This window comes from Isoptericola sp. NPDC060257, from assembly GCF_042726645.1.
Classification (GTDB): Bacteria; Actinomycetota; Actinomycetes; order Actinomycetales; family Cellulomonadaceae; genus Isoptericola; species Isoptericola nanjingensis.
This window is the reverse complement of the sequence record NZ_JBHXAW010000063.1, coordinates 1-18089: the sequence shown is the minus strand read 5'-3', so window position 1 is coordinate 18089 and position 18089 is coordinate 1. Positions and strand designations below refer to the sequence as shown.

Annotated in this window: 19 protein-coding genes; 12 read left to right on the top strand and 7 right to left on the bottom strand. The window is 74.6% G+C overall.

Translation table 11 applies throughout. The features are described from left to right. A partial coding sequence (glgA, locus tag ACFWEK_RS07670) for a glycogen synthase (protein ID WP_430553660.1) occupies positions 1-802 on the bottom strand: 802 nt, incomplete at its 3' end. A 137-nt stretch (positions 803-939) separates the two neighbouring features. Here glgA and glgC point away from each other — a divergent pair. The 4 genes from glgC to ACFWEK_RS07650 all read left to right on the top strand — a co-directional run bounded on the left by glgC (position 940) and on the right by ACFWEK_RS07650 (position 4992). Then, a complete protein-coding gene (gene glgC, locus ACFWEK_RS07665) occupies positions 940-2184 on the top strand; it encodes a glucose-1-phosphate adenylyltransferase (protein WP_430546262.1) in 1245 nt (414 codons plus the stop codon). Further along, positions 2177-2917, top strand: coding sequence for a phosphoserine phosphatase SerB (gene serB, locus ACFWEK_RS07660; protein WP_430546263.1), 741 nt, complete (start codon positions 2177-2179; stop codon positions 2915-2917). The genes glgC and serB overlap by 8 nt, the downstream gene beginning before the upstream one ends. A gap of 75 nt (positions 2918-2992) precedes the next feature. Then, positions 2993-4429, top strand: coding sequence for a purine-cytosine permease family protein (locus ACFWEK_RS07655; RefSeq protein WP_430553659.1), 1437 nt, complete (start codon positions 2993-2995; stop codon positions 4427-4429). Further along, positions 4426-4992, top strand: a complete 567-nt coding sequence (locus ACFWEK_RS07650) for a cysteine hydrolase family protein (protein WP_430553658.1) — start codon at positions 4426-4428, stop codon at positions 4990-4992. The genes ACFWEK_RS07655 and ACFWEK_RS07650 overlap by 4 nt, the downstream gene beginning before the upstream one ends. A 4-nt stretch (positions 4993-4996) precedes the next feature. Here ACFWEK_RS07650 and ACFWEK_RS07645 read toward each other — a convergent pair whose 3' ends face one another. From ACFWEK_RS07645 to fabG, 3 genes are read right to left on the bottom strand one after another with little or no spacing between them, the layout of a single operon-like run. Continuing rightward, on the bottom strand, positions 4997-5545 hold the full coding sequence (locus ACFWEK_RS07645) for a SixA phosphatase family protein (protein WP_430553657.1): 549 nt from the start codon (positions 5543-5545) through the stop codon (positions 4997-4999). Between the two features lie 51 nt (positions 5546-5596). Further along, entirely contained in the window at positions 5597-6361 is a 765-nt protein-coding gene (gene fabI, locus ACFWEK_RS07640; protein ID WP_430546267.1) for an enoyl-ACP reductase FabI, read from the bottom strand. Between the two features lie 55 nt (positions 6362-6416). Then, positions 6417-7157, bottom strand: a complete 741-nt coding sequence (gene fabG / locus ACFWEK_RS07635) for a 3-oxoacyl-ACP reductase FabG (RefSeq protein ID WP_430553656.1) — start codon at positions 7155-7157, stop codon at positions 6417-6419. 208 nt (positions 7158-7365) lie between these two features. Between fabG and ACFWEK_RS07630 the strand changes: the two genes are divergently transcribed. From ACFWEK_RS07630 to ACFWEK_RS07620, 3 genes are read left to right on the top strand one after another with little or no spacing between them, the layout of a single operon-like run. After that, positions 7366-7854 carry a DUF3099 domain-containing protein gene (locus ACFWEK_RS07630; RefSeq protein ID WP_430546269.1) on the top strand — a complete coding sequence of 163 codons (489 nt, stop codon included), beginning with the start codon at positions 7366-7368 and terminating at the stop codon, positions 7852-7854. Then, complete coding sequence (locus ACFWEK_RS07625; RefSeq protein WP_430546270.1) at positions 7854-8090, top strand: hypothetical protein; 237 nt, start codon at positions 7854-7856, stop codon at positions 8088-8090. Before ACFWEK_RS07630 ends, ACFWEK_RS07625 begins: the two co-directional genes overlap by 1 nt. Continuing rightward, positions 8087-9136: an SURF1 family protein gene (locus ACFWEK_RS07620; protein WP_430553655.1), complete on the top strand. Its 1050-nt coding sequence runs from the start codon at positions 8087-8089 to the stop codon at positions 9134-9136. Before ACFWEK_RS07625 ends, ACFWEK_RS07620 begins: the two co-directional genes overlap by 4 nt. Here the strand turns inward: ACFWEK_RS07620 and ACFWEK_RS07615 are convergent. Next, complete coding sequence (locus tag ACFWEK_RS07615) at positions 9109-10707, bottom strand: ABC-F family ATP-binding cassette domain-containing protein (RefSeq protein ID WP_429763285.1); 1599 nt, start codon at positions 10705-10707, stop codon at positions 9109-9111. The genes ACFWEK_RS07620 and ACFWEK_RS07615 overlap by 28 nt on opposite strands. Positions 10708-10818: 111 nt before the next feature. Between ACFWEK_RS07615 and ACFWEK_RS07610 the strand changes: the two genes are divergently transcribed. Then, on the top strand, positions 10819-12300 hold the full coding sequence (locus ACFWEK_RS07610) for a DUF2809 domain-containing protein (RefSeq protein ID WP_430553654.1): 1482 nt from the start codon (positions 10819-10821) through the stop codon (positions 12298-12300). A gap of 22 nt (positions 12301-12322) precedes the next feature. On the opposite strand, the gene ACFWEK_RS07605 is transcribed toward ACFWEK_RS07610, so the two are convergent. Then, the gene (locus ACFWEK_RS07605; protein WP_430546273.1) at positions 12323-13045 is read right to left on the bottom strand and encodes a Type 1 glutamine amidotransferase-like domain-containing protein; all 723 of its coding nucleotides are present in this window, start codon (positions 13043-13045) and stop codon (positions 12323-12325) included. Between the two features lie 96 nt (positions 13046-13141). Between ACFWEK_RS07605 and ACFWEK_RS07600 the strand changes: the two genes are divergently transcribed. The 4 genes from ACFWEK_RS07600 to ACFWEK_RS07585 all read left to right on the top strand — a co-directional run bounded on the left by ACFWEK_RS07600 (position 13142) and on the right by ACFWEK_RS07585 (position 17483). Beyond that, positions 13142-14047 (top strand): neutral zinc metallopeptidase, encoded by a 906-nt coding sequence (locus ACFWEK_RS07600; RefSeq protein WP_430553653.1) that lies wholly within the window; start codon positions 13142-13144, stop codon positions 14045-14047. A gap of 66 nt (positions 14048-14113) precedes the next feature. Continuing rightward, positions 14114-15040, top strand: a complete 927-nt coding sequence (locus ACFWEK_RS07595; RefSeq protein ID WP_430553652.1) for an ATP-grasp domain-containing protein — start codon at positions 14114-14116, stop codon at positions 15038-15040. Next, positions 15037-16311: a glycosyltransferase gene (locus ACFWEK_RS07590; protein ID WP_430553651.1), complete on the top strand. Its 1275-nt coding sequence runs from the start codon at positions 15037-15039 to the stop codon at positions 16309-16311. Before ACFWEK_RS07595 ends, ACFWEK_RS07590 begins: the two co-directional genes overlap by 4 nt. Before the next feature lie 38 nt (positions 16312-16349). Then, entirely contained in the window at positions 16350-17483 is a 1134-nt protein-coding gene (locus ACFWEK_RS07585; protein ID WP_430546277.1) for a hypothetical protein, read from the top strand. Here ACFWEK_RS07585 and ACFWEK_RS07580 read toward each other — a convergent pair. Further along, the gene (locus tag ACFWEK_RS07580; protein WP_430553650.1) at positions 17455-18021 is read right to left on the bottom strand and encodes a sensor histidine kinase; all 567 of its coding nucleotides are present in this window, start codon (positions 18019-18021) and stop codon (positions 17455-17457) included. The two genes, ACFWEK_RS07585 and ACFWEK_RS07580, sit on opposite strands and share 29 nt — an antisense overlap. Positions 18022-18089 lie beyond the last annotated feature (68 nt).

Genomic DNA, 18089 nt, shown 5'->3' with positions numbered 1-18089 from the left:
GCGCCGCGCCCGTGCCGCCGCGGGCGCGGCGCAGGTCGGCGACGAGCCCGCGCACCTCCGCCATGAGCTCCTCGGTGTCGGGGGCGCCCGCGCACAGCACGACCTGCACCTCCCGCGGCAGCCGCGCCGCGGCGCGCAGCAGGTACGGCAGGCCCTTCTGCCGCGTGATGCGGCCGACGAACACGACGGTCGGGCGCGCGGGGTCGATGCCGAGCTCGCGGACGACCCGCTCGGCCGTCGGGTCGCCGTCCGCCGGGCGCCGCCAGCCCGCGAGGTCGATGCCGTTGTGCACGACGTGCACGCGCTCGGGATCGAGCTCCGGGTAGACCCGGAGGATGTCGGCGCGCATCCCGGCGGACACCGCGATCACGCCCGCGGCGCCCAGGTAGGCGGTGCGCTCCGCCCACGACGACAGGGCGTACCCGCCGCCGAGCTGCTCCGCCTTCCAGGGCCGCAGCGGCTCGAGCGAGTGCGCCGTCACGACGTGCGGCACCCCGTGCAGCAGGCCGCCGACGTGCCCGGCGAGGTTGGCGTACCAGGTGTGCGAGTGCAGGACGTCGGCTCCCCCGACGTCCTGCGCCATCGCCAGGTCCACGCCGAACGTGCCGAGGGCGGGGTTGGCGGCGGCGAGCTCGGCCGGCACGCCGTACCCGGTGACGCCCGCCTCGGCGTCGTCGCCGGCGCGCGGCCCGTCGAAGCAGCGCACCCGCACGTCGGCGTGCCGGCGCAGCACCGCCGACAGCTCCGCCACGTGCACCCCGGCGCCGCCGTAGACGTGCGGCGGGTACTCGCGGGTCAGCAGGTCGACCCGGAACGGGCCGCGTGCGGGACTGCTGGCGAGGGTGCTTGCTGGGCTGCTGGCTGGCGTGCTCACGCGGCCAACCTAGCGGGGTCGGCGGGTCGCGGGCGCGGCGGCCTGCGACGCCCTAGGGTCGTGGCATGGCGTCGACCCAGCCCCGCGTGCTCGCGATCGTCCTCGCCGGCGGCGAGGGCAAACGCCTCATGCCGCTCACCGCGCACCGTGCCAAGCCGGCGGTCCCCTTCGGGGGCATCTACCGGCTCGTCGACTTCGCGCTGTCCAACATCATCAACTCGCACTACCTGCACGTCATCGTGCTGACCCAGTACAAGTCGCACTCGCTGGACCGGCACATCTCGAAGACGTGGCGCATGTCGTCGCTGCTCGGCAACTACGTGTCGTCGGTGCCCGCGCAGCAGCGGGTCGGCAAGCACTGGTACCTCGGGTCGGCGGACGCCATCTACCAGTGCCTCAACATCATCGACGACGAGCGGCCCGACATCGTCGTCGTGGTCGGCGCGGACCACGTGTACCGCATGGACTTCTCGCAGATGGTCGAGGCGCACGTCTCCTCGGGCGCCCGCGCCACGGTGGCCGCCATCCGGCAGCCGATCGCGATGGCCGACCAGTTCGGCGTCATCGAGGTGGACCGCGAGGACCCGACGCGGATCAGCGAGTTCCTGGAGAAGCCGGAGAGCCCGGTGGGGCTGCCCGACTCCCCCACCGAGGTGCTCGCGTCGATGGGCAACTACGTGTTCGACGCCGACGCGCTCGTCGAGGCCGTCACGAAGGACTCGGCCGACCCGGACTCCCGGCACGACATGGGCGGCGACATCATCCCCGCGTTCGTCGCCGAGGGCACCGCCGGCGTGTACGACTTCATCCGCAACGAGATCCCCGGCTCCACCGACCGCGACCGCGACTACTGGCGCGACGTCGGCACCATCGACGCCTACTTCGAGGCCAACACGGACCTCATCGCGGTGCAGCCCGTGTTCAACCTGTACAACGAGGACTGGCCGCTGCTCACCGGGTACACAGGACTGCCGCCCGCCAAGTTCGTGCACGCCGGGCCGGGGCGCCTGGGCCACGCCGCCGACTCGATCGTCTCGCCTGGTGTCCTCATCTCCGGCGCGACCGTCGCAGGGTCCATCCTGTCCCCGGGCGCGCACCTGCACTCGTGGGCCACCGTCACGGACGCCGTCGTGATGGACAACGTCCAGGTGGAGCGGCACGCCCAGGTCCACCGCGCCATCCTCGACAAGAACGTGGTGGTGAGCGAACGGGCCCGCGTCGGCGTCGACCACGACGAGGACCGGGCCCGCGGCTTCACCGTCTCGGAGTCGGGGATCACCGTCGTCCCGAAGGGCACCGTCGTTGCTTGACCCCGCTCCCCGTACCGCCACCGCCCCCGCCAGTTCCGCGGACGGCGGCGCCGAGGCGCCGCGCCGCCGGCTCGTCGTCACCGACGTCGACTCCACGTTCATCACCGCCGAGGTGATCGAGCTGCTCGCCGACCACGCCGGCACCCGCGCCCAGGTCGCCGAGGTGACGGAGCGCGCGATGCGCGGCGAGCTCGACTTCGCCGGCTCCCTGCGCGAGCGCGTCGCCACGCTGCGCGGGGTGCCCGTCGAGGCCCTCACCGCGGTGCGCGAGGCCGTCGTGCTGACCCCCGGCGCCGCCGACCTCGTGAGCGAGGTGCACCGCCGCGGCTGGGAGTTCGGGCTCGTGTCCGGCGGCTTCGCCGAGATCCTCGGCCCGATCGCCGACGCGCTCGGCATCGGCCGCTGGCGCGCCAACCGTCTCGAGGTGGCCGACGGCGTGCTCACCGGCCGCACCGTCGGACCGGTCGTCGACCGTGCCGACAAGGCCGCCACGCTGCGCCGCTGGGCCGCCGAGTGCGGGCTCGAGATGGTCGACACGGTCGCCGTCGGGGACGGCGCCAACGACCTCGACATGATCGACGCCGCGGGCATCGGCATCGCCTTCGCGGCCAAGCCGCTCGTGCGCGCGCAGGCGCCGTTCAGCGTGGACGGCCCTCGGCTCGACGACGTGCTCGGCGTCATCGACGCCGTCGACGCCGCGGCGGGCCGCGGGCCCGGCAGCATCCGCCCCTGAGCCGGCGGTCCTGACCGCACCGGCCCGAGCGCGCAGCCGTAGCGCGAAACCCCTGGCAGGGGCCAGGATCGGACCATGGCGACGACGGTCGAGACCAACGCGCTCAACACCATCGACGAGTCCGAGCGGCACGGGAGGCCGCGGGACCTGTTCTGGCCGTGGTTCGCGGCCAACGTGTCCGTGCTGGGCCTGGGCTACGGCGCGTACCTGCTCGCGTTCGGCGTGTCCTTCTGGCAGGCCGTGGTCGTGGGCTCGGTCGGCATCGTGGCGTCGTTCCTGGCCTGCGGGTTCATCTCCCTCGCCGGCCGGCGCGGGTCGGCGCCCACGATGGTGCTGAGCCGGGCGGCGTTCGGCGTGGACGGCAACCGGCTGCCGTCGCTGCTGTCCTGGATCCTCACCGTGGGCTGGGAGACGGTGCTGGTCGCCCTCGCGACGCTCGCCACCTCGACCGTGCTCGGCACGCTCGGCTGGGGCGGTGGCACCGTGACGCAGGTCGTGACGCTCGCCGTCGTGGCCCTGGTCGTAGTGGCCGCGGGGATCTTCGGGTTCCAGCTCGTGATGAAGCTGCAGCAGGTCATCACCGTGCTGACGGCCGTGCTCACGGTGGTCTACGTCGTGCTCGTCGCGGGCCACGTGGACTGGGCGACCGTCGCGGCCATCCCGCCCGGGCAGGCGCCGCAGGTCATCGGCGGGCTCGTCTTCATGATGACCGGCTTCGGCCTCGGCTGGGTGAACATGGCGGCCGACTACTCGCGCTACCTGCCGCGCACGGCGTCCGGGCCGGGCGTCGTCGGCTGGACGACGTTCGGCGCCTCCCTCCCGCCGGTGCTGCTGCTCGTCGCCGGGATGCTGCTCGCCGGCTCCGACCCCGCCCTCGCCGACGCGATCGGCGCCGACCCGATCGGCGCCCTGGCCGTGCTGCTGCCGGAGTGGTTCCTCGTCCCCTTCATGGTCGTGGCCCTGGCCGGGCTGATCGGCGGCGCGGCGCTCGACATCTACTCCTCGGGCCTCGCCCTGCTGTCGCTGGGGCTGCCCGCCCCGCGCTGGGTGGCGGCCGCGATCGACGGCGTCCTCATGGTGCTCGGCGCCACCTACGTCGTCTTCGTCGCCGACGACTTCTTCGGCCCGTTCCAGGGCTTCCTCATCACGCTCGGTGTGCCGATCGCCGCCTGGTGCGGCGTGCTGCTCGCCGACATCGCGCTGCGCCGCAAGGACTACGCCGACGACGAGCTCGCGGACCGGCGGGGGCGGTACGGCAGCGTGCGGTGGACGGCGGTGCTGCTCGTCGTGGCGGGCACCGTCATCGGCTGGGGCCTCGTCACCAACACGTACGCCGGGTGGCTGTCGTGGCAGGGCTACCTGCTGGGGCCGCTCGGCCTCGGCGGCCGCGACGGCCAGTGGGCGGGTGCGAACCTCGGCGTGCTCGTGGCCCTCGCGCTCGGGCTGCTGGGCACGTTCGTCCTCTCGGCGCGCGCGGTGCGGCGGCAGGAGTCGGCGCAGGAGTCGGCGTGAGCGCCGCGCTCGTCGTGGTCGACATGCAGGTGGTCTTCGCCCGGCCGGGCAGCCCGTGGGCCGCGCCGGGCTTCGACGCCGCGGCCGCGAACCTGCGACGGCTGCTGCCGGCCTTCGCCGGCCGGACGGTGTGGACCAGGTACGTGGCGCCCCGCGCGCCGCAGGGCGCGTGGCGGGAGTACTTCGCGCAGTGGCCGTTCGCCCTCGTGCCGCCCGACGACCCGCTGTACGGCTTCGCGGACGGCCTGGACCCCGCCGGCGCGCCGGTCGTCACCGCCACGACGTTCGGCAAGTGGGGGCCGGAGCTCGACGCGGCGACCGGGCACGCGGACGAGCTGGTGGTGGCCGGCGTCTCGACCGACTGCTGCGTGCTGTCCACGGTGCTGCCCGCCGCGGACGCCGGGCGGCGGGTGCGGGTGGTGGCCGACGCGTGCGCCGGGGCGAGCGACGCCGACCACGCGCGGGCGCTCGACGCGATGCGGCTCTACGCGCCGCTGGTCGAGGTCACGACCGTCGACGAGGTGCTCGGCGGGCTGCCCGACGACGGTCGCGGCACGACCTGACGGTTCAGGAGGGGCGACCGACGTGCACGAGGCGGGCGCCGTCGCGGCCCCACTCGGCCCACGGCTCCGCGGACTCCAGCACCGCGTAGGTGGCGGTCGGCACGCCCACGCGTACCTGCGCGACGGCCGCGGCGTCCGAGCCGTCGCCCGCGAGGTACGCCGCCGTCGCCGCCATCGTCGGCTCGTGCCCGACGACGAGCACGGTGCGCGCCGACGCCTCGACCTCCCGCAGGAGGCCGAGGACGTCGCGCACGCTCGCCTCGTAGAGCTCGTCGCGCACGTCGAGCGCGGTGTCGGCGGAGCCGTCGAGGTGCGAGGAGGCCAGGTCCCAGGTCTGCCGGGTGCGCAGCGCGGAGGACACCAGCGCGAGCTGCGGCCGCAGGCCCGCCGCGGTGAGCGCCATGCCGACGCGGCTCGCCTGCTTGCGACCGTTCAGCGCCAGCGGGCGGCGGTCGTCGGGGATCACGCCCTTGCCGGGCTCGGCCTTGGCGTGCCGCAACAGCACGAGGCGCCAGGTCGGCGCGTCGCCCTCGGCCTGCGTTACCGCTCTCATGCGCTCCGTCTCACAGGTCGTCCCAGGGGCCCGTGCCGGGCCCCCGACCCGTCACTGACCCATCGCGTGCACACCGCCGTCGACGTGGACGATCTCCCCGGTCGTGGCGGGGAACCAGTCCGAGAGAAGTGCCACGACGGCGCGCGCAGCCGGCTCCGCCGTCGTCTGGTCCCAACCCAGCGGGGCCCGCTGCGGCCAGGCGTCCTCCATGGTCGCGAAACCCGGGATGGACTTCGCGGCCGTGGTGCGGATGGGCCCGGCGGAGACGAGGTTACACCGGATGCCGTGGGGCCCGAGGTCGCGGGCCAGGTACCGGTTGGCGGACTCCAGGCCCGCCTTGGCGACGCCCATCCAGTCGTAGACCGGCCAGGCGAAGGAGGCGTCGAACGTGAGCCCCACGTAGGCGCCACCGGACATCAGCGGGCGGGCCGCCTCGATGAGCGACTTGTACGAGTACGTCGAGACCTGCAGGGCCGTCGCGACGTCGCCCCACTCGGCCGAGAGGAAGTTGCCGCCCATCACGGTCTGCGGGGCGAAGCCGATGGAGTGCACGACGCCGTCGAGGCCGTCCACGTGCTCCTTGACGCGCTCGGGGAGGGCCGCGAGATCCTCCTCGCTGGTGACGTCCAGCTCCACCACGGGCGCCGTGACCGGCAGCCGCTTCGCGAACGCCTGCGTGAGCTTCATCTGGCGGCCGAAGGAGGTGAGCACCACCTCGGCGCCCTCCTCCTGGGCGAGGCGGGCCGCGTGGAACGCGATGGAGCTGTCCGTGAGGACGCCGGTGACGAGGAGCTTCTTGCCGTCGAGCAGAGCCATGATGACCTTCCGGTTGTGCGGGGGTGAGGAAGCGAGGGGGCAGGGCCAGGGCTGGTCAGTGACCCATGCCGAGGCCGCCGTCGACCGGGACGACCGCGCCGGAGACGTACGCCGCGGCGTCGGAGGCGAGGAACTCCACGACGCCGGCGACCTCGTCGGTCGAGGCGAAGCGGCCCGCGGGGATGGACGCCTTGTACTGCTTCTGGGTGGCCTCGGGCAGCGCCGCGGTCATGTCGGTCTCGACGAAGCCCGGCGCGACGACGTTCGCGGTGATGCCGCGACCGCCGAGCTCCCGGGTGATCGACCGGGCCATGCCGACGAGCGCGGCCTTGGACGACGAGTAGTTCACCTGGCCGGGGCCGCCGTAGAGGCCCACGACCGAGCCGACGAGCACGATGCGGCCCTTGCGCGCGCGGATCATCCCCTTGGAGGCGCGACGCACGCAGCGGAAGGTGCCGGTGAGGTTGACGTCGAGCACGGTCTCGAACTCCTCGTCGCTCATGCGCATGAGGAGCTGGTCGCGCGTGACGCCGGCGTTCGCGACGAGCACCTCGACCGGGCCCAGGTCGGACTCGACGGCCGAGAACGCGGTGTCGACGGCGGCGCTGTCGGTCACGTCCGCGACATAGCCGTGCACCCCGTCCGGCAGGTCGCCGCCGCGGTAGAGCGTGGCGACCGTGTCGCCCGCGGCGACGAAACGCTCGGCGATCGTGCGGCCGATGCCGCGCGCCGCACCGGTCACGACGACGACCCGTCCGGCGGGCGCGGCGGGCTGGGGGGCGGGGGCGTCGGTCACGGGTTCTCCTCGGCTGTCGTGCTCGTGGTCGGGGCGGTGCGGCGGGCGGTCGGGCACGGCCGACGCCCTGGTGACGCTACCCCGAGCGAGCGGCCACGCAGGGTCGCGGCGCGTCACACGTCCTCGCGACGCTTTGTCGGATCCCTACAAGGCGAGGCGATCGGCGGAGGGGTCCATGGGCCTCCGCGCGCCGTCCTAGACTGGCCGGGTGAGCAACGCCCGCGCGACCTCTCCCGGTCCGCGCCCCTCCGGAGGCCGCCGCCACGGTGCGGACCAGGGCGCCGAGGTCCCCTCGATCACCAGCGCCCCCGAGCCGCTGGAGGAGGACCAGGCGCGCCGCACGCGGCGCTACCTCGTCCAGATGGGGATCCGGATCGTGTGCTTCCTCGGCGCGGTGCTCGTGGACGTCCTCTGGATCCGGCTGGTGCTGGTGGCCGCCGCGGTCGTCCTGCCCTACTCGGCGGTGCTCTTCGCCAACGCCGGCCGCGACCGCGTCTCCTACGACACCTCGCCGATGGTCGACGTCGCGCCCACCGAGCTGACCGCGTCCGCCCAGGACGACGCCGGCCCGCACCGCCAGGAGGCGTCCGGGCCGGAGACGTTCGACGGCCCGCACCGCGTCGTCGAGCACCAGGACGACCCGGCGGACGAGAACGAGGCCAAGAACGAGAACGAGAACCCCGGAGGGACCCGCTGATGGACGTGCTCGGGACGAACGCCGACCCGGTGGCGGGCGAGCTGGTCTGCTCCGCCAAGGGCTGCCGCGCCGAGGCCGCGTGGGGTCTGCTGTGGAACAACCCGCGGCTGCACACCCCGGAGCGCCGCAAGGTGTGGCTCGCGTGCGACGACCACCGCGAGCACCTCGAGCAGTTCCTCGGTGCGCGCTCGTTCTGGAAGCAGACCGTCCCCGTCGCGGAGCTCGATCGCGCGTGACGACCGACCGTTCCTCGACCGACACGCACCCGACGGGCACCCCCCTGGCGCCGGACGAGCGCCGCTCCCCCGACGCGCCGACGCCCCCGCGCACCCGCCGGCAGTGGATCACGCTCGGCCTGGGCGCCGTGCTCCTGGCCGCCGTGTGCGTCCTGGCGGCCGTGTGGCAGTGGCACCGGTACACCTGGCGCGAGGCGCAGATCGACCTGGTGCAGTCCAACTACGCGGCGGCGCCCGTCCCCCTCGCCGACGTGCTGCCCGAGCCCGGCGCCGTCCTCGACCCGGACGACGAGTGGCGCCCCGCCGTCGCGACCGGCACCTACCGGCCCGAGGACACGGTGCTGCTGCGCAACCGCCCCGTCGGCGGCCAGCCCGGCTTCCACGTGCTGGTGCCGCTCGAGACCACCGGGGCGGGCGGGCAGCCGGTCGTCCTCGTCGTCGACCGGGGGTTCGTGCCGCTGGGCGAGGACGCGAGCGCGCCGTCCTCCGTGCCCGACCCGCCGGCCGGCGAGGTCGAGGTGACGGTGACGATGCGGCCCGACGAGCCCGCCTCCGACCGGGGCACCCCGGCGGGGCAGGTGCAGGCGATCCACACCGATCAGGTGCTCGCCGCGGGCCCGGACGGCGCCGCGTGGGCCGACGGCGCCACCGTGGGCGGGTACGGACAGCTGCGCTCCGAGGACCCGGCCGCCGCGACGACGCCGGGGGCCCTCCCCGAACCGGACACCGACCCGGGGTCGCACCTCAGCTACACGGTGCAGTGGTGCATCTTCGCGCTCGGCGCGCTGGGCGGCTACGTCGTGCTGTGGCGCCGCGAGACCCGGCCGGTGCACGTGACGGCGGGCGACCTCCTCGCCGCCGGCGACGGCCCGGACCCCCTGGACGGGACCGGGGGGCCGGGCGCCGCCGTGCGCCCCCAGCGCCCCCGCCGGCGGAAGGTCGACGAGGACTACGAGGACGCGCTGCTGGACGCCGCCGAGAGGCCGCGGGCCGACGCCGACACGCCCGCCGACGGGCGTCAGGCCAGCGACACCAGCTCGGCGTAGTCCGCGGACCACAGGTCCTCGTCGCCGTCGGGCAGCAGCAGCACCCGCTCCGGGTTGAGCGCCTCCACGGCGCCGTCGTCGTGGGTGACCATCACGACGGCGCCCTCGTAGGTGTCGAGCGCCCCGAGGATCTCGGCGCGCGACGCCGGGTCGAGGTTGTTGGTGGGCTCGTCGAGCAGCAGCACGTTCGCGCTCGAGACGACGAGCGTGGCGAGGGCGAGGCGGGTCTTCTCGCCGCCGGACAAGACGTTCGCCGGCTTCTCCGCGTCGTCGCCGCTAAACAGGAACGAGCCGAGGACCGAGCGCACCTGCGTGTCCGTGAGGTCGGGGGCGGAATGCCGCAGGTTCTCCACGACCGTGGCGTCCAGGTCGAGGGTGTCGTGCTCCTGGGCGTAGTAGCCGATCTTCAGGCCGTGCCCCGGCACGACGCGGCCGGTGTCCGGCTCCTCCACGCCGCCGAGGATGCGCAGCAGCGTCGTCTTCCCGGCGCCGTTGAGCCCGAGGATGACGACGCGCGACCCGCGGTCGATCGCGAGGTCCACGCCGGCGAAGACCTCCTGCGAGCCGTAGCTCTTGGACAGCTCCTCGGCGGTGAGCGGGGTGCGGCCGCACGGCGCGGGCTTCGGGAACCGCAGGTGCGCGACCCTGTCGGCGCGCCGCTCGCCCTCGACGCCGGAGAGCATGCGCTCCGCGCGCTTGATCATGTTCTGCGCGGCGGTGGCCTTGGTCGCCTTGGCGCGCATCTTCTCGGCCTGGGCGACCAGGGCGCCGGCCTTCTTCTCGGCGTTGGCGCGCTCGCGCCGGCGGCGGCGCTCGTCGGTCTCGCGCTGCGCGAGGTAGGCGTCCCAGCCGAGGTTGTACTGGTCCAGCTCGCCGCGGTTGGCGTCCAGGTGGAACACCTTGTTCACCGTGGCGCGCAGGAGGTCGTTGTCGTGGCTGATCACGATGAACCCGCCGCTGTACGCCTTGAGGTAGTCGCGCAGCCAGGCGATCGAGTCGGCGTCGAGGTGGTTGGTCGGCTCGTCGAGGAGCAGCGTGTCGACGCCCGAGAACAGGATCCGCGCCAGCTCGATGCGGCGGCGCTGACCGCCGGACAGCGTGTTCAGCGGCTGGGCCAGGACGCGGTCGTCGAGGCCCAGGTTGCTGGTGATCCGGTGCGCCTCGGACTCCGCCGCGTACCCGCCGGCGGCGAGGAACCGCGCCTCGAGCTTCGGGTAGCGCTCGAGCGCCGCGGCCTGCGTGTCGGCGTCGGCCGAGGCCATGAGGCCCTCGGTCTCGCGCATCTGCGTGACGATGTGGTCCAGCCCGCGCGCGCTGAGCACCCGGTCCATCGCGACGACGTCGAGGTCGCCCGTGCGCGGGTCCTGCGGCAGGTAGCCGATGTCGGTGCCCCGCGTGATCTGCCCGGCCGCGGGGAGCGTCTCGCCCGCGAGCGTCTTGGTGAGCGTCGTCTTGCCCGCACCGTTGCGGCCGACGAGGCCGATGCGGTCGCCCGGGGCGATGCGGAACGTCGCCTCGTGCAGGAGGGTGCGGGCGCCGAAGCGCAGCTCGACGCCGTGGGCGGTGATCAAGGCAGGGGTGTCCTTCGACAGGGGGTGGGAGGCCCCCTGAGTCTAGTGCTCCCGGGGTCCGGCCCACGACGACTTAAGTCACACTCCCGCCGCTCTCGGTAAGGTTCGCGCGTGAACCGCGCCCCTCGCCCGACGACGGCCGTCCTCGCCGTCGTCGTGGTCCTCGCCGGCCTCGCCGGCCGCGCCCTGCTCCCGCACGCGGTCGGCGGGCCGCTCGGGGACGCCCTCTACGCGACGCTCGTCGTGCTGCTCGTCGCGTTCCTCGCCCCGCGCACGCGCCCCGTCGTGGCCGGCGTCGTCGGGCTCGTCGTGTGCGCGGGGATCGAGGCGGCCTGGCTGACCGACGTCGCCGGCCAGGTGGTCGCGCGGTTCCCGCTCACGCGGTATGTGCTCGGCACGGCGTTCACGCCCACCGACCTGGCGTGGTACGCCACCGGGGCCGTGGTGGGCGCGGCGCTGATCGCCCTGACCCGCCCCCGGCCGCGCGGGGTCGACCTCTCGCTGCGGCACGTGCGCGACGCGACGGGTCCCCGACGACGGGGCGCGCGCGTCGCGGTCCCCGTGGTGCTGGTCGTCGCGCTCGCCGCGGGCGGCGGCGCCCTCGCCTGGGTGCTGCGTTCCGAGACCCAGGACCTCTCCGCGCGCGTCGTCGTCGCGCAGGACGCCCTCGACGGTTCCGCCGACCGGGTGGCCGACGCCGGCGTCCGCGACGACCTCGCCGCGACGATCGACGAGGCCCGCGCCCTGCTCGACGCGACACCGGTCCTGGACCGGATGCCCGGCGACGCGCCCGAGCTCGCGACGCGCCTCGACGGCGACGTCGAGGCGGTGGAGGCCTCGCGCCTCGCCTTCGCCCGCACGCAGGCCGCCGACGCGCGCGACGCGCTCGCCCCGGTGGCGCGACGCGCCGACCGCGTGCTGGCCGCGACCGACGAGCTCGCCGAGAGCGGGCAGGACGCCGGCGAGAGGGTGCGTGCCTCGTCCCGCGACGCGCTCGGCACCGCGGACGAGCTGACCGCCGAGACCCAGGACGACCGGCTCGCCACGGCGTCGTTCACGGAGCTCGAGTCCGCCGCGGCGGACCTCGCCGCGCTGCGCACCGACCTGGCCGACGCGACCACGGACCTCATGACCGCGCAGGACGCCGTCGTCTGCCCCGAGCCGGACCAGGTGTGGTTCCCGGAGGCCGGGAAGATCTCGGCGAAGAAGCTCGCGCCGATCCCGTGGGCGCCGCAGTACTCCGTGCGCGCGGACGTCCTGGACGGGCTGGTGGAGCTCGACGCCGCCTACCGCGCCGAGTTCGGCCAGCACCTGACGGTGAACTCCGCCTACCGCAGCTACGACCAGCAGGTCGAGGTGTACGACCCGGACGACCCGAACCCGCTCGCCGCGCCGCCCGGCTGCTCCAACCACGGCCTGGGCACCGCCGTCGACATCTCCATGGGCCCCGAGGGGTTCGACGGCGCGCGCTACGCCTGGCTCAAGGAGCACGCCGAGGAGCACGGCTGGACCCACCCCGGCTGGGCCGAGCCCGACGGGCGCCTCCCGGAGCCGTGGCACTGGCAGTCGGTCGAGACGCCGACGGAGTACTGAGGAGCGGGGCTCCGGCGTCCCGTCACGCCCCCGGGAGGCGCCGCACGTCGAACGGGACCTCGCGCGCGCCGTCACCGTCGCGCTCGACGCGCAGGACGGGGCGGTCGGGCCGCTCGCTCACGGCCTCGACGGGCGCGCCGTCGACGAACCGCAGGGCGGCGTACTCGTCCACCGCGTACCCCTCCGCGAGCGCCCCGGAGGCCACCCAGCCGAGGTACGCCTCCCGACGGTCCGCCTCGCCCAGGTAGTGCGGGCACGCGCTGCCCGGCACGAGCCCCAGGCCGTCGTCCAGCGGGGCGAGCGGGCCGAACGAGTCGGTCGACGAGGACTCGAACCAGCAGTTCATGCCCGCGCTGATGCCCGCGAGGACCGTCCCCTGCGCCGCGGCCCGGGCGAGCAGGTCGGGCAGGCCGTGCCGCCGCCACACGACCAGCAGGTTCGCCGTCGAGCCGCCGCCCACGTACACGACGTCCTGCTCGAGCAGCATCTCCGGGTCGGCGTAGCCCCACGGCTCGTGGCAGAAGAGCGACAGCACCGACGTCCGGGCCCGCCCGGCGAACGCCTCCTCGAAGCGGTGCGCGTACCCGCCGTCGTCGCCGCTCGCGGTCGGCACGAAGCACACCCTCGGGGTGTCCTTGCCGGTGAGGTCGAGCAGGTGGTCGTCGATCGCGGAGGAGCCGTCGTCCGACATCGAGAATCCGCCGCCACCGAGGGCGAGCACCGTACCGGTCATCGTCGCGATCATGCCCGCACCCTACGGAGCGGGCGGCGGCACGGCCCGTCGTTTTCCGCGCGGCCGCTTCCCGCGCGATCACCCGGGCCCCGGCCTAGCGTGGGGCCCGTGACCTTCAACGAGGGCGGCGAGTTCGAGGGTGGCCGGGTCCGCAAGGGCGCGGGCGGGCGCCGCGGCGCGGTCGTCGGCGGCGGCATCGGCGCCATCGTCGTCGCGCTGCTGGCCGTGTTCCTCGGCGGCGGCGACCTGGGCCAGCTCACCGGCGCCCTCGGCGGCGCCGTCCAGGACGCCGGGGCGCCCGCGGGCGACGGGCAGGAGCAGTACGTCGAGGCGTGCACGGCCGAGCAGGCGAACACCGACCGCGAGTGCCGGCTGTCGGCCACCGTGCAGTCGCTCGACGCCTACTGGGAGCGCGTGCTGCCGCAGCAGGCCGGCGTGGAGTACGCGCTGCCGCCGGTGGAGAGCTTCTCCGGGTCGACGACGACGGGGTGCGGCTCCGCGACCAGCGCGACGGGACCGTTCTACTGCCCGCCGGACCAGACGGTGTACGTCGACGTCTCGTTCTTCGACCAGCTGAGCTCCCAGTTCGGCGCCGAGGGCGGGCCGCTCGCCGAGGAGTACGTCGTGGCGCACGAGGTGGGCCACCACGTCGAGCAGCTCACCGGCGCGATGGACGCCGCCGACCGGCGCGGCAGCGGGCCCGAGTCCGACTCCGTGCGCATCGAGCTCATGGCCGACTGCCTCGCCGGCATGTGGGCGGGGTCGGCCGCGACCGAGGTCGACCCCGACACGGGTGTGACGTTCCTCGACCCGGTCTCCCCCGCCGAGCTGCGGCAGGCGCTGGACGCGGCCGCGGCCGTCGGCGACGACCGCATCCAGCAGCGGGCCACGGGTCAGGTGAGCCCGGAGGGCTTCACCCACGGCACCTCCGAGCAGCGGGTGCGGTGGTTCACCGTCGGCTACGAGGGCGGCACCCTGGACGACTGCGACACCCTGGCCGCGCGTGCTCTCTGACGCTCGACCCGGCCGCGCCGGGCGCTCCCGGCTGCATCGACGCAGACGGGCCCCTACGATCCGAGCATGGGTGACGCGCCACGGCTGCACACGATCCTGGTGACCGGAGCGGCGGGGCCCGCGGGCCGGGCGCTCGGCCCTCAGCTCGCACGCCGCGCCGACGCGGACCTCCGACGGGTGGTGGGGGTCGACCTGGCGCCGACCGCGGGCACCGGCTACGACGTGGTCGAAGCCGTGCCCGCGGCAGCCGACCCCGCCTACGACGCGGCGACTCTCGACCTGCTGCGCCGTCACCGTCCCCGTCTTGTCGTGCCCACCGTCTCCGACGAGCTGCCGCGGCTCGCGGTGCTCGCGGCGGCGGCCGGGCTCGGGACGTCGGTCGTGCTCTCGGCGCCGGGCCCCACTGCCGTCGCCGCGGACAAGCTCCTCACGATGTGGTCGCTCGAACGGCACGGGGTCTCCGTCCCCCGGCACCTGCCCGCCGACGCGCTGGGCTCGGCGGCCGAGGCCTTGGCCTGGGCCGACGGACCGGTCGTCGTCAAGCCGCGCGTCGCCCGCGGCGGGCGGGGCGTGCACGTGGTGGAGGACCCGGACGACCCGGTCTGGGCGAGCACGGACGCGTCCTGGGTGGTGCAGGCCTTCGCCCCTGGCACCGAGTACAGCCCCCAGGTGTACCGCTCGCCCGCCGACGGACGCTGCGTCGTCGTCGTGCTCGAGAAGACGGGCCGCAAGGAGGGTCGCGTGGGCAACGCCACCGCGGTGGAACGGCTGCCCACCGGGACGGCGGACGACGTCGCGAAGCTCGCCGCCCGCACCGCGGAGGCGCTCGACCTCGTCGGCCCGCTCGACATGGACGTCCGGCTCCTCGCGGACGGCACGCCCGTGGTCCTCGAGGTCAACGCCCGGTTCGGCGCCGTCTCGGCGGCCGCACCGGAGGTGCTCGACGCGGTCCTCGACGAGTGGCCCTCGACGAGCGATCGGGTGGCGCCGTGACGTCCGTCCTCGTCGCGCTCGTCCTGGTGCTCGCGCTCTCGCTGCTGGTGGTCGGGCTGGTCCGCCTCGCGTTCGTGCCCGCCGCTCTCGTGTTCGAGGCCCGGCGCCGGCGCGACGACCCCGGCCCGGCCGGTTGCGGCCCGATGTTCCCCGAGACGCCCATGGTGAGCGTCGTCGTGCCGGCGTACGAGGAATCCGTGGTGATCGAGAACTGCGTGCGCTCCGTGCTGCGCAGCGAGCACCCCTCGCTCGAGATCGTGTGCGTCGACGACGGCTCGTCCGACGACACGTTCGCGCGCATGGAACGGCTCGCGGCGGAGCACCCCCAGGTGCGAGCCCTGCGCCAGGACAACGCCGGCAAGGGAGCGGCGCTCAACACAGGGATCGCGGCGGCGCGGGGCGACGTCCTGGTCCTCGTCGACGCGGACGGCCTGTTCCGGCCGGACACGGTGACGCGGCTGCTGCGCGGGTTCCGCGACGACCGGGTCGGCGCCGTGTGCGGGAACGACCGGCCCGTCAACCTCGACCGCGTCCTCACCCGGCTGCTGTCCCTCATCAGCCACGTGGGGACGGGGCTCATGCGCCGTGCGCTCGACGTCCTGGGGTGCCTGCCGATCGTGTCGGGGAACATCGGCGCGTTCCGGCGGGACGTGCTCGACCGCGTCGGCGCGCTGCACACCGACACCCTCGGCGAGGACCTCGAGCTGACATGGCGCGTCGCGCGGGCGGGCTATCGGGTGACGTTCGCGCCCGACGCCCTCGTCTACGCCGAGTCCCCGTCGACCCTGCGCGGCCTGTGGCGCCAGCGCGTGCGGTGGGCCCGCGGCCTGCTCCAGGTGACCTCCATGCACCGCTCGATGGTCGGCAACCCGCGCTACGGCGCGTTCGGCGCGTACCTCCTGTACAACACCGCGGCCCAGGTCGTCGCACCGTTCGTGCAGGTGCTGGCCATGATCGCGCTCGCGGTCCTCGTGCTCGTCGACGGGCCCTCGTGGGTGCCGTCGTCCTGGTGGGGATGGGTGCTCCTGCTCGGCCTCCCGCTGTCGCTCGCACTGCTGCTGCTCGCGGTCCTCCTGGACCGGGCACCCGGGGACCTCCGGCAGCTGTGGACCCTCCCGTTGTGGCCCGTCTACTCGCTGATGATGACCTTCGTCGTGCTCGACGCCGCGCGACTGGAGCTGGGGAACGCGGAGAACCGATGGAACAAGCTGGACCGGAGCGGGACGGTGTCGGTGCGCGGGCTCGTCGACGACGATGGCCCTGGCTCCTGACCGTCGCCGCCACGCTCGGCGTCGCCGTCGGAGCCGCCGTGCTCCTCGCGCGACCGTGGGAGGACGTGCCGCCGACCATGCGGCCCACCGTCGCCCCCGAGCAGGAGCGCTCCGTCAGCGTCGACTTCGGCATCGTGACCGACCCCGACACGGACTGGGCCGCGATCGACCGGCACCTCGACGCCGCGGGTGCCAACGGCGTCGACCTCAACGCGGGACGGGTCGAGTTCACGGCGTTCGACTGGCCCGCCCACCCGGAGGTCGCGGCCGAGCCCGGCAGCGACCACCTGTCGCGCGCTGCCCGCGCGCTGCAGCGGACCGCCGACGGCACGCCGCGCGAGATCGGGCTCATCGTCGACGCCTACGTCCCCGAGTGGATCAAGTCCGACCCGTCGATCGCCGGGGTCTCGGCCAAGGGCACCCGCTCCCCCTACCGCGCGTCGGCCTCCGAGCTCGCCACGGGCGAGGTGGGCGACCGGCTCGTCGAGTACGTCACCGCTCTCGGTGAGCGCTACAACCCCAGCCGGATCGCCGTCACCGAGCTCTTCCTCAACTTCTACAGCTTCGGCGACGACGACCTCGCCCTCTACCGCGAGATGACGGGCGCCGACGACTGGCCGCGGGACGCCGACGGCGAGATCGACGAGGACGACCCCGAGCTCGGCACCTGGCGGTCGGAGGTGCTGGCCGGGCTGCTGGCCCGGATGCGCGCCGGTCTCGACGGCGTGCGCGACGGCCAGGGCGAGCAGATCGAGCTCGCGATGGACGTCCGTGTCGGCTGGGACGACCCTGCCGCCGGTGCGCCCGCGAGCGGGCACGACTACGAGATCCTCCTGCGGTCCGCCGACCGCCTGATCGTCTGGGCGTACGTCGGGGCCAGGGCACGCACTCCCGCGGACGTCGAGCGGGTCACGGCGTCGCTGCAGTCGGCGGGCTTCGACATGTCCCGCTTCACGGTCTCCGTCGGTCTGTGGGCGGCGTCGGCGGACGCCGACCCGCCCCAGGCGATCTCGCCGGAGCGCATGGCCGCGACGCTCCGGGCCGCGACCACCCACGGGGTCCGGGACGCGAACGTCACGCCGCTCTCGCACCTGTCCCCGGCGCACTGGGCGACGTTGGCCCGGGTCTGGGGCGGCGCCGGGCCTAGCGCGTCGGCAGGTCCGGGAGGGTGACGTCCACCTCGGTCCCCTGACCCGGCACGCTGCGGATCGACATCACGCCGCCGTGGTCGTGCACGACGCGGTCGACGAGCGCGAGCCCGAGGCCGGCGCCGCGCACGCGTCGCCGTCGGGTGTTGCGGGTGCGGTAGAACCTCTGGGTGACGCGGTCGATCTCGTCGGCCGGGATGCCGATCCCCGCGTCCGCCACGAGCAGGCGCGCCAGGTGCGACCCGGTGGGCGTCGCCCCGCTCGTCACGGAGACCTTGACCCGGGAGCCCCGGTCGCTGTACTTCACCGCGTTGCTGAGCAGGTTCTCGACCACGTGGCCCAGACGATGGGGGTCGGAGACGAGCGGGACCACGGCGTCTCCCTCGACCACCACCTCGATCCCGGCGGCCTCGGCCGCCGGGCGCTCGTTCTCGACGGCGTCACGGACGACCTGGACGACGTCCAGGTCGTGCCCCTCGAGCACCTGACGACCCGCGACGATCTGGGCGCTGGTCAGCAGGTCGTCGATGAGGGCGCTCCGCGAGACCGTCGAGGGCGTCATCGCCGGCACCGGCGCCGGCTCACCGCCCCTGCTCGGCTGACGGCTCGGCGCAGCCGCGGACGCGCTCG

Excerpts from the sequence above, each read along its gene's own strand:
- glgC (WP_430546262.1), top strand. The coding sequence starts at position 940 with ATGGCGTCGACCCAGCCCCGCGTGCTCGCGATCGTCCTCGCCGGCGGC.
- ACFWEK_RS07655 (WP_430553659.1), top strand. The coding sequence starts at position 2,993 with ATGGCGACGACGGTCGAGACCAACGCGCTCAACACCATCGACGAGTCC.
- ACFWEK_RS07645 (WP_430553657.1), bottom strand. The coding sequence starts at position 5,545 with ATGAGAGCGGTAACGCAGGCCGAGGGCGACGCGCCGACCTGGCGCCTC.
- fabI (WP_430546267.1), bottom strand. The coding sequence starts at position 6,361 with ATGGCTCTGCTCGACGGCAAGAAGCTCCTCGTCACCGGCGTCCTCACG.
- ACFWEK_RS07625 (WP_430546270.1), top strand. The coding sequence starts at position 7,854 with ATGGACGTGCTCGGGACGAACGCCGACCCGGTGGCGGGCGAGCTGGTC.
- ACFWEK_RS07605 (WP_430546273.1), bottom strand. The coding sequence starts at position 13,045 with ATGATCGCGACGATGACCGGTACGGTGCTCGCCCTCGGTGGCGGCGGA.
- ACFWEK_RS07595 (WP_430553652.1), top strand. The coding sequence starts at position 14,114 with ATGGGTGACGCGCCACGGCTGCACACGATCCTGGTGACCGGAGCGGCG.
- ACFWEK_RS07580 (WP_430553650.1), bottom strand. The coding sequence starts at position 18,021 with ATGACGCCCTCGACGGTCTCGCGGAGCGCCCTCATCGACGACCTGCTG.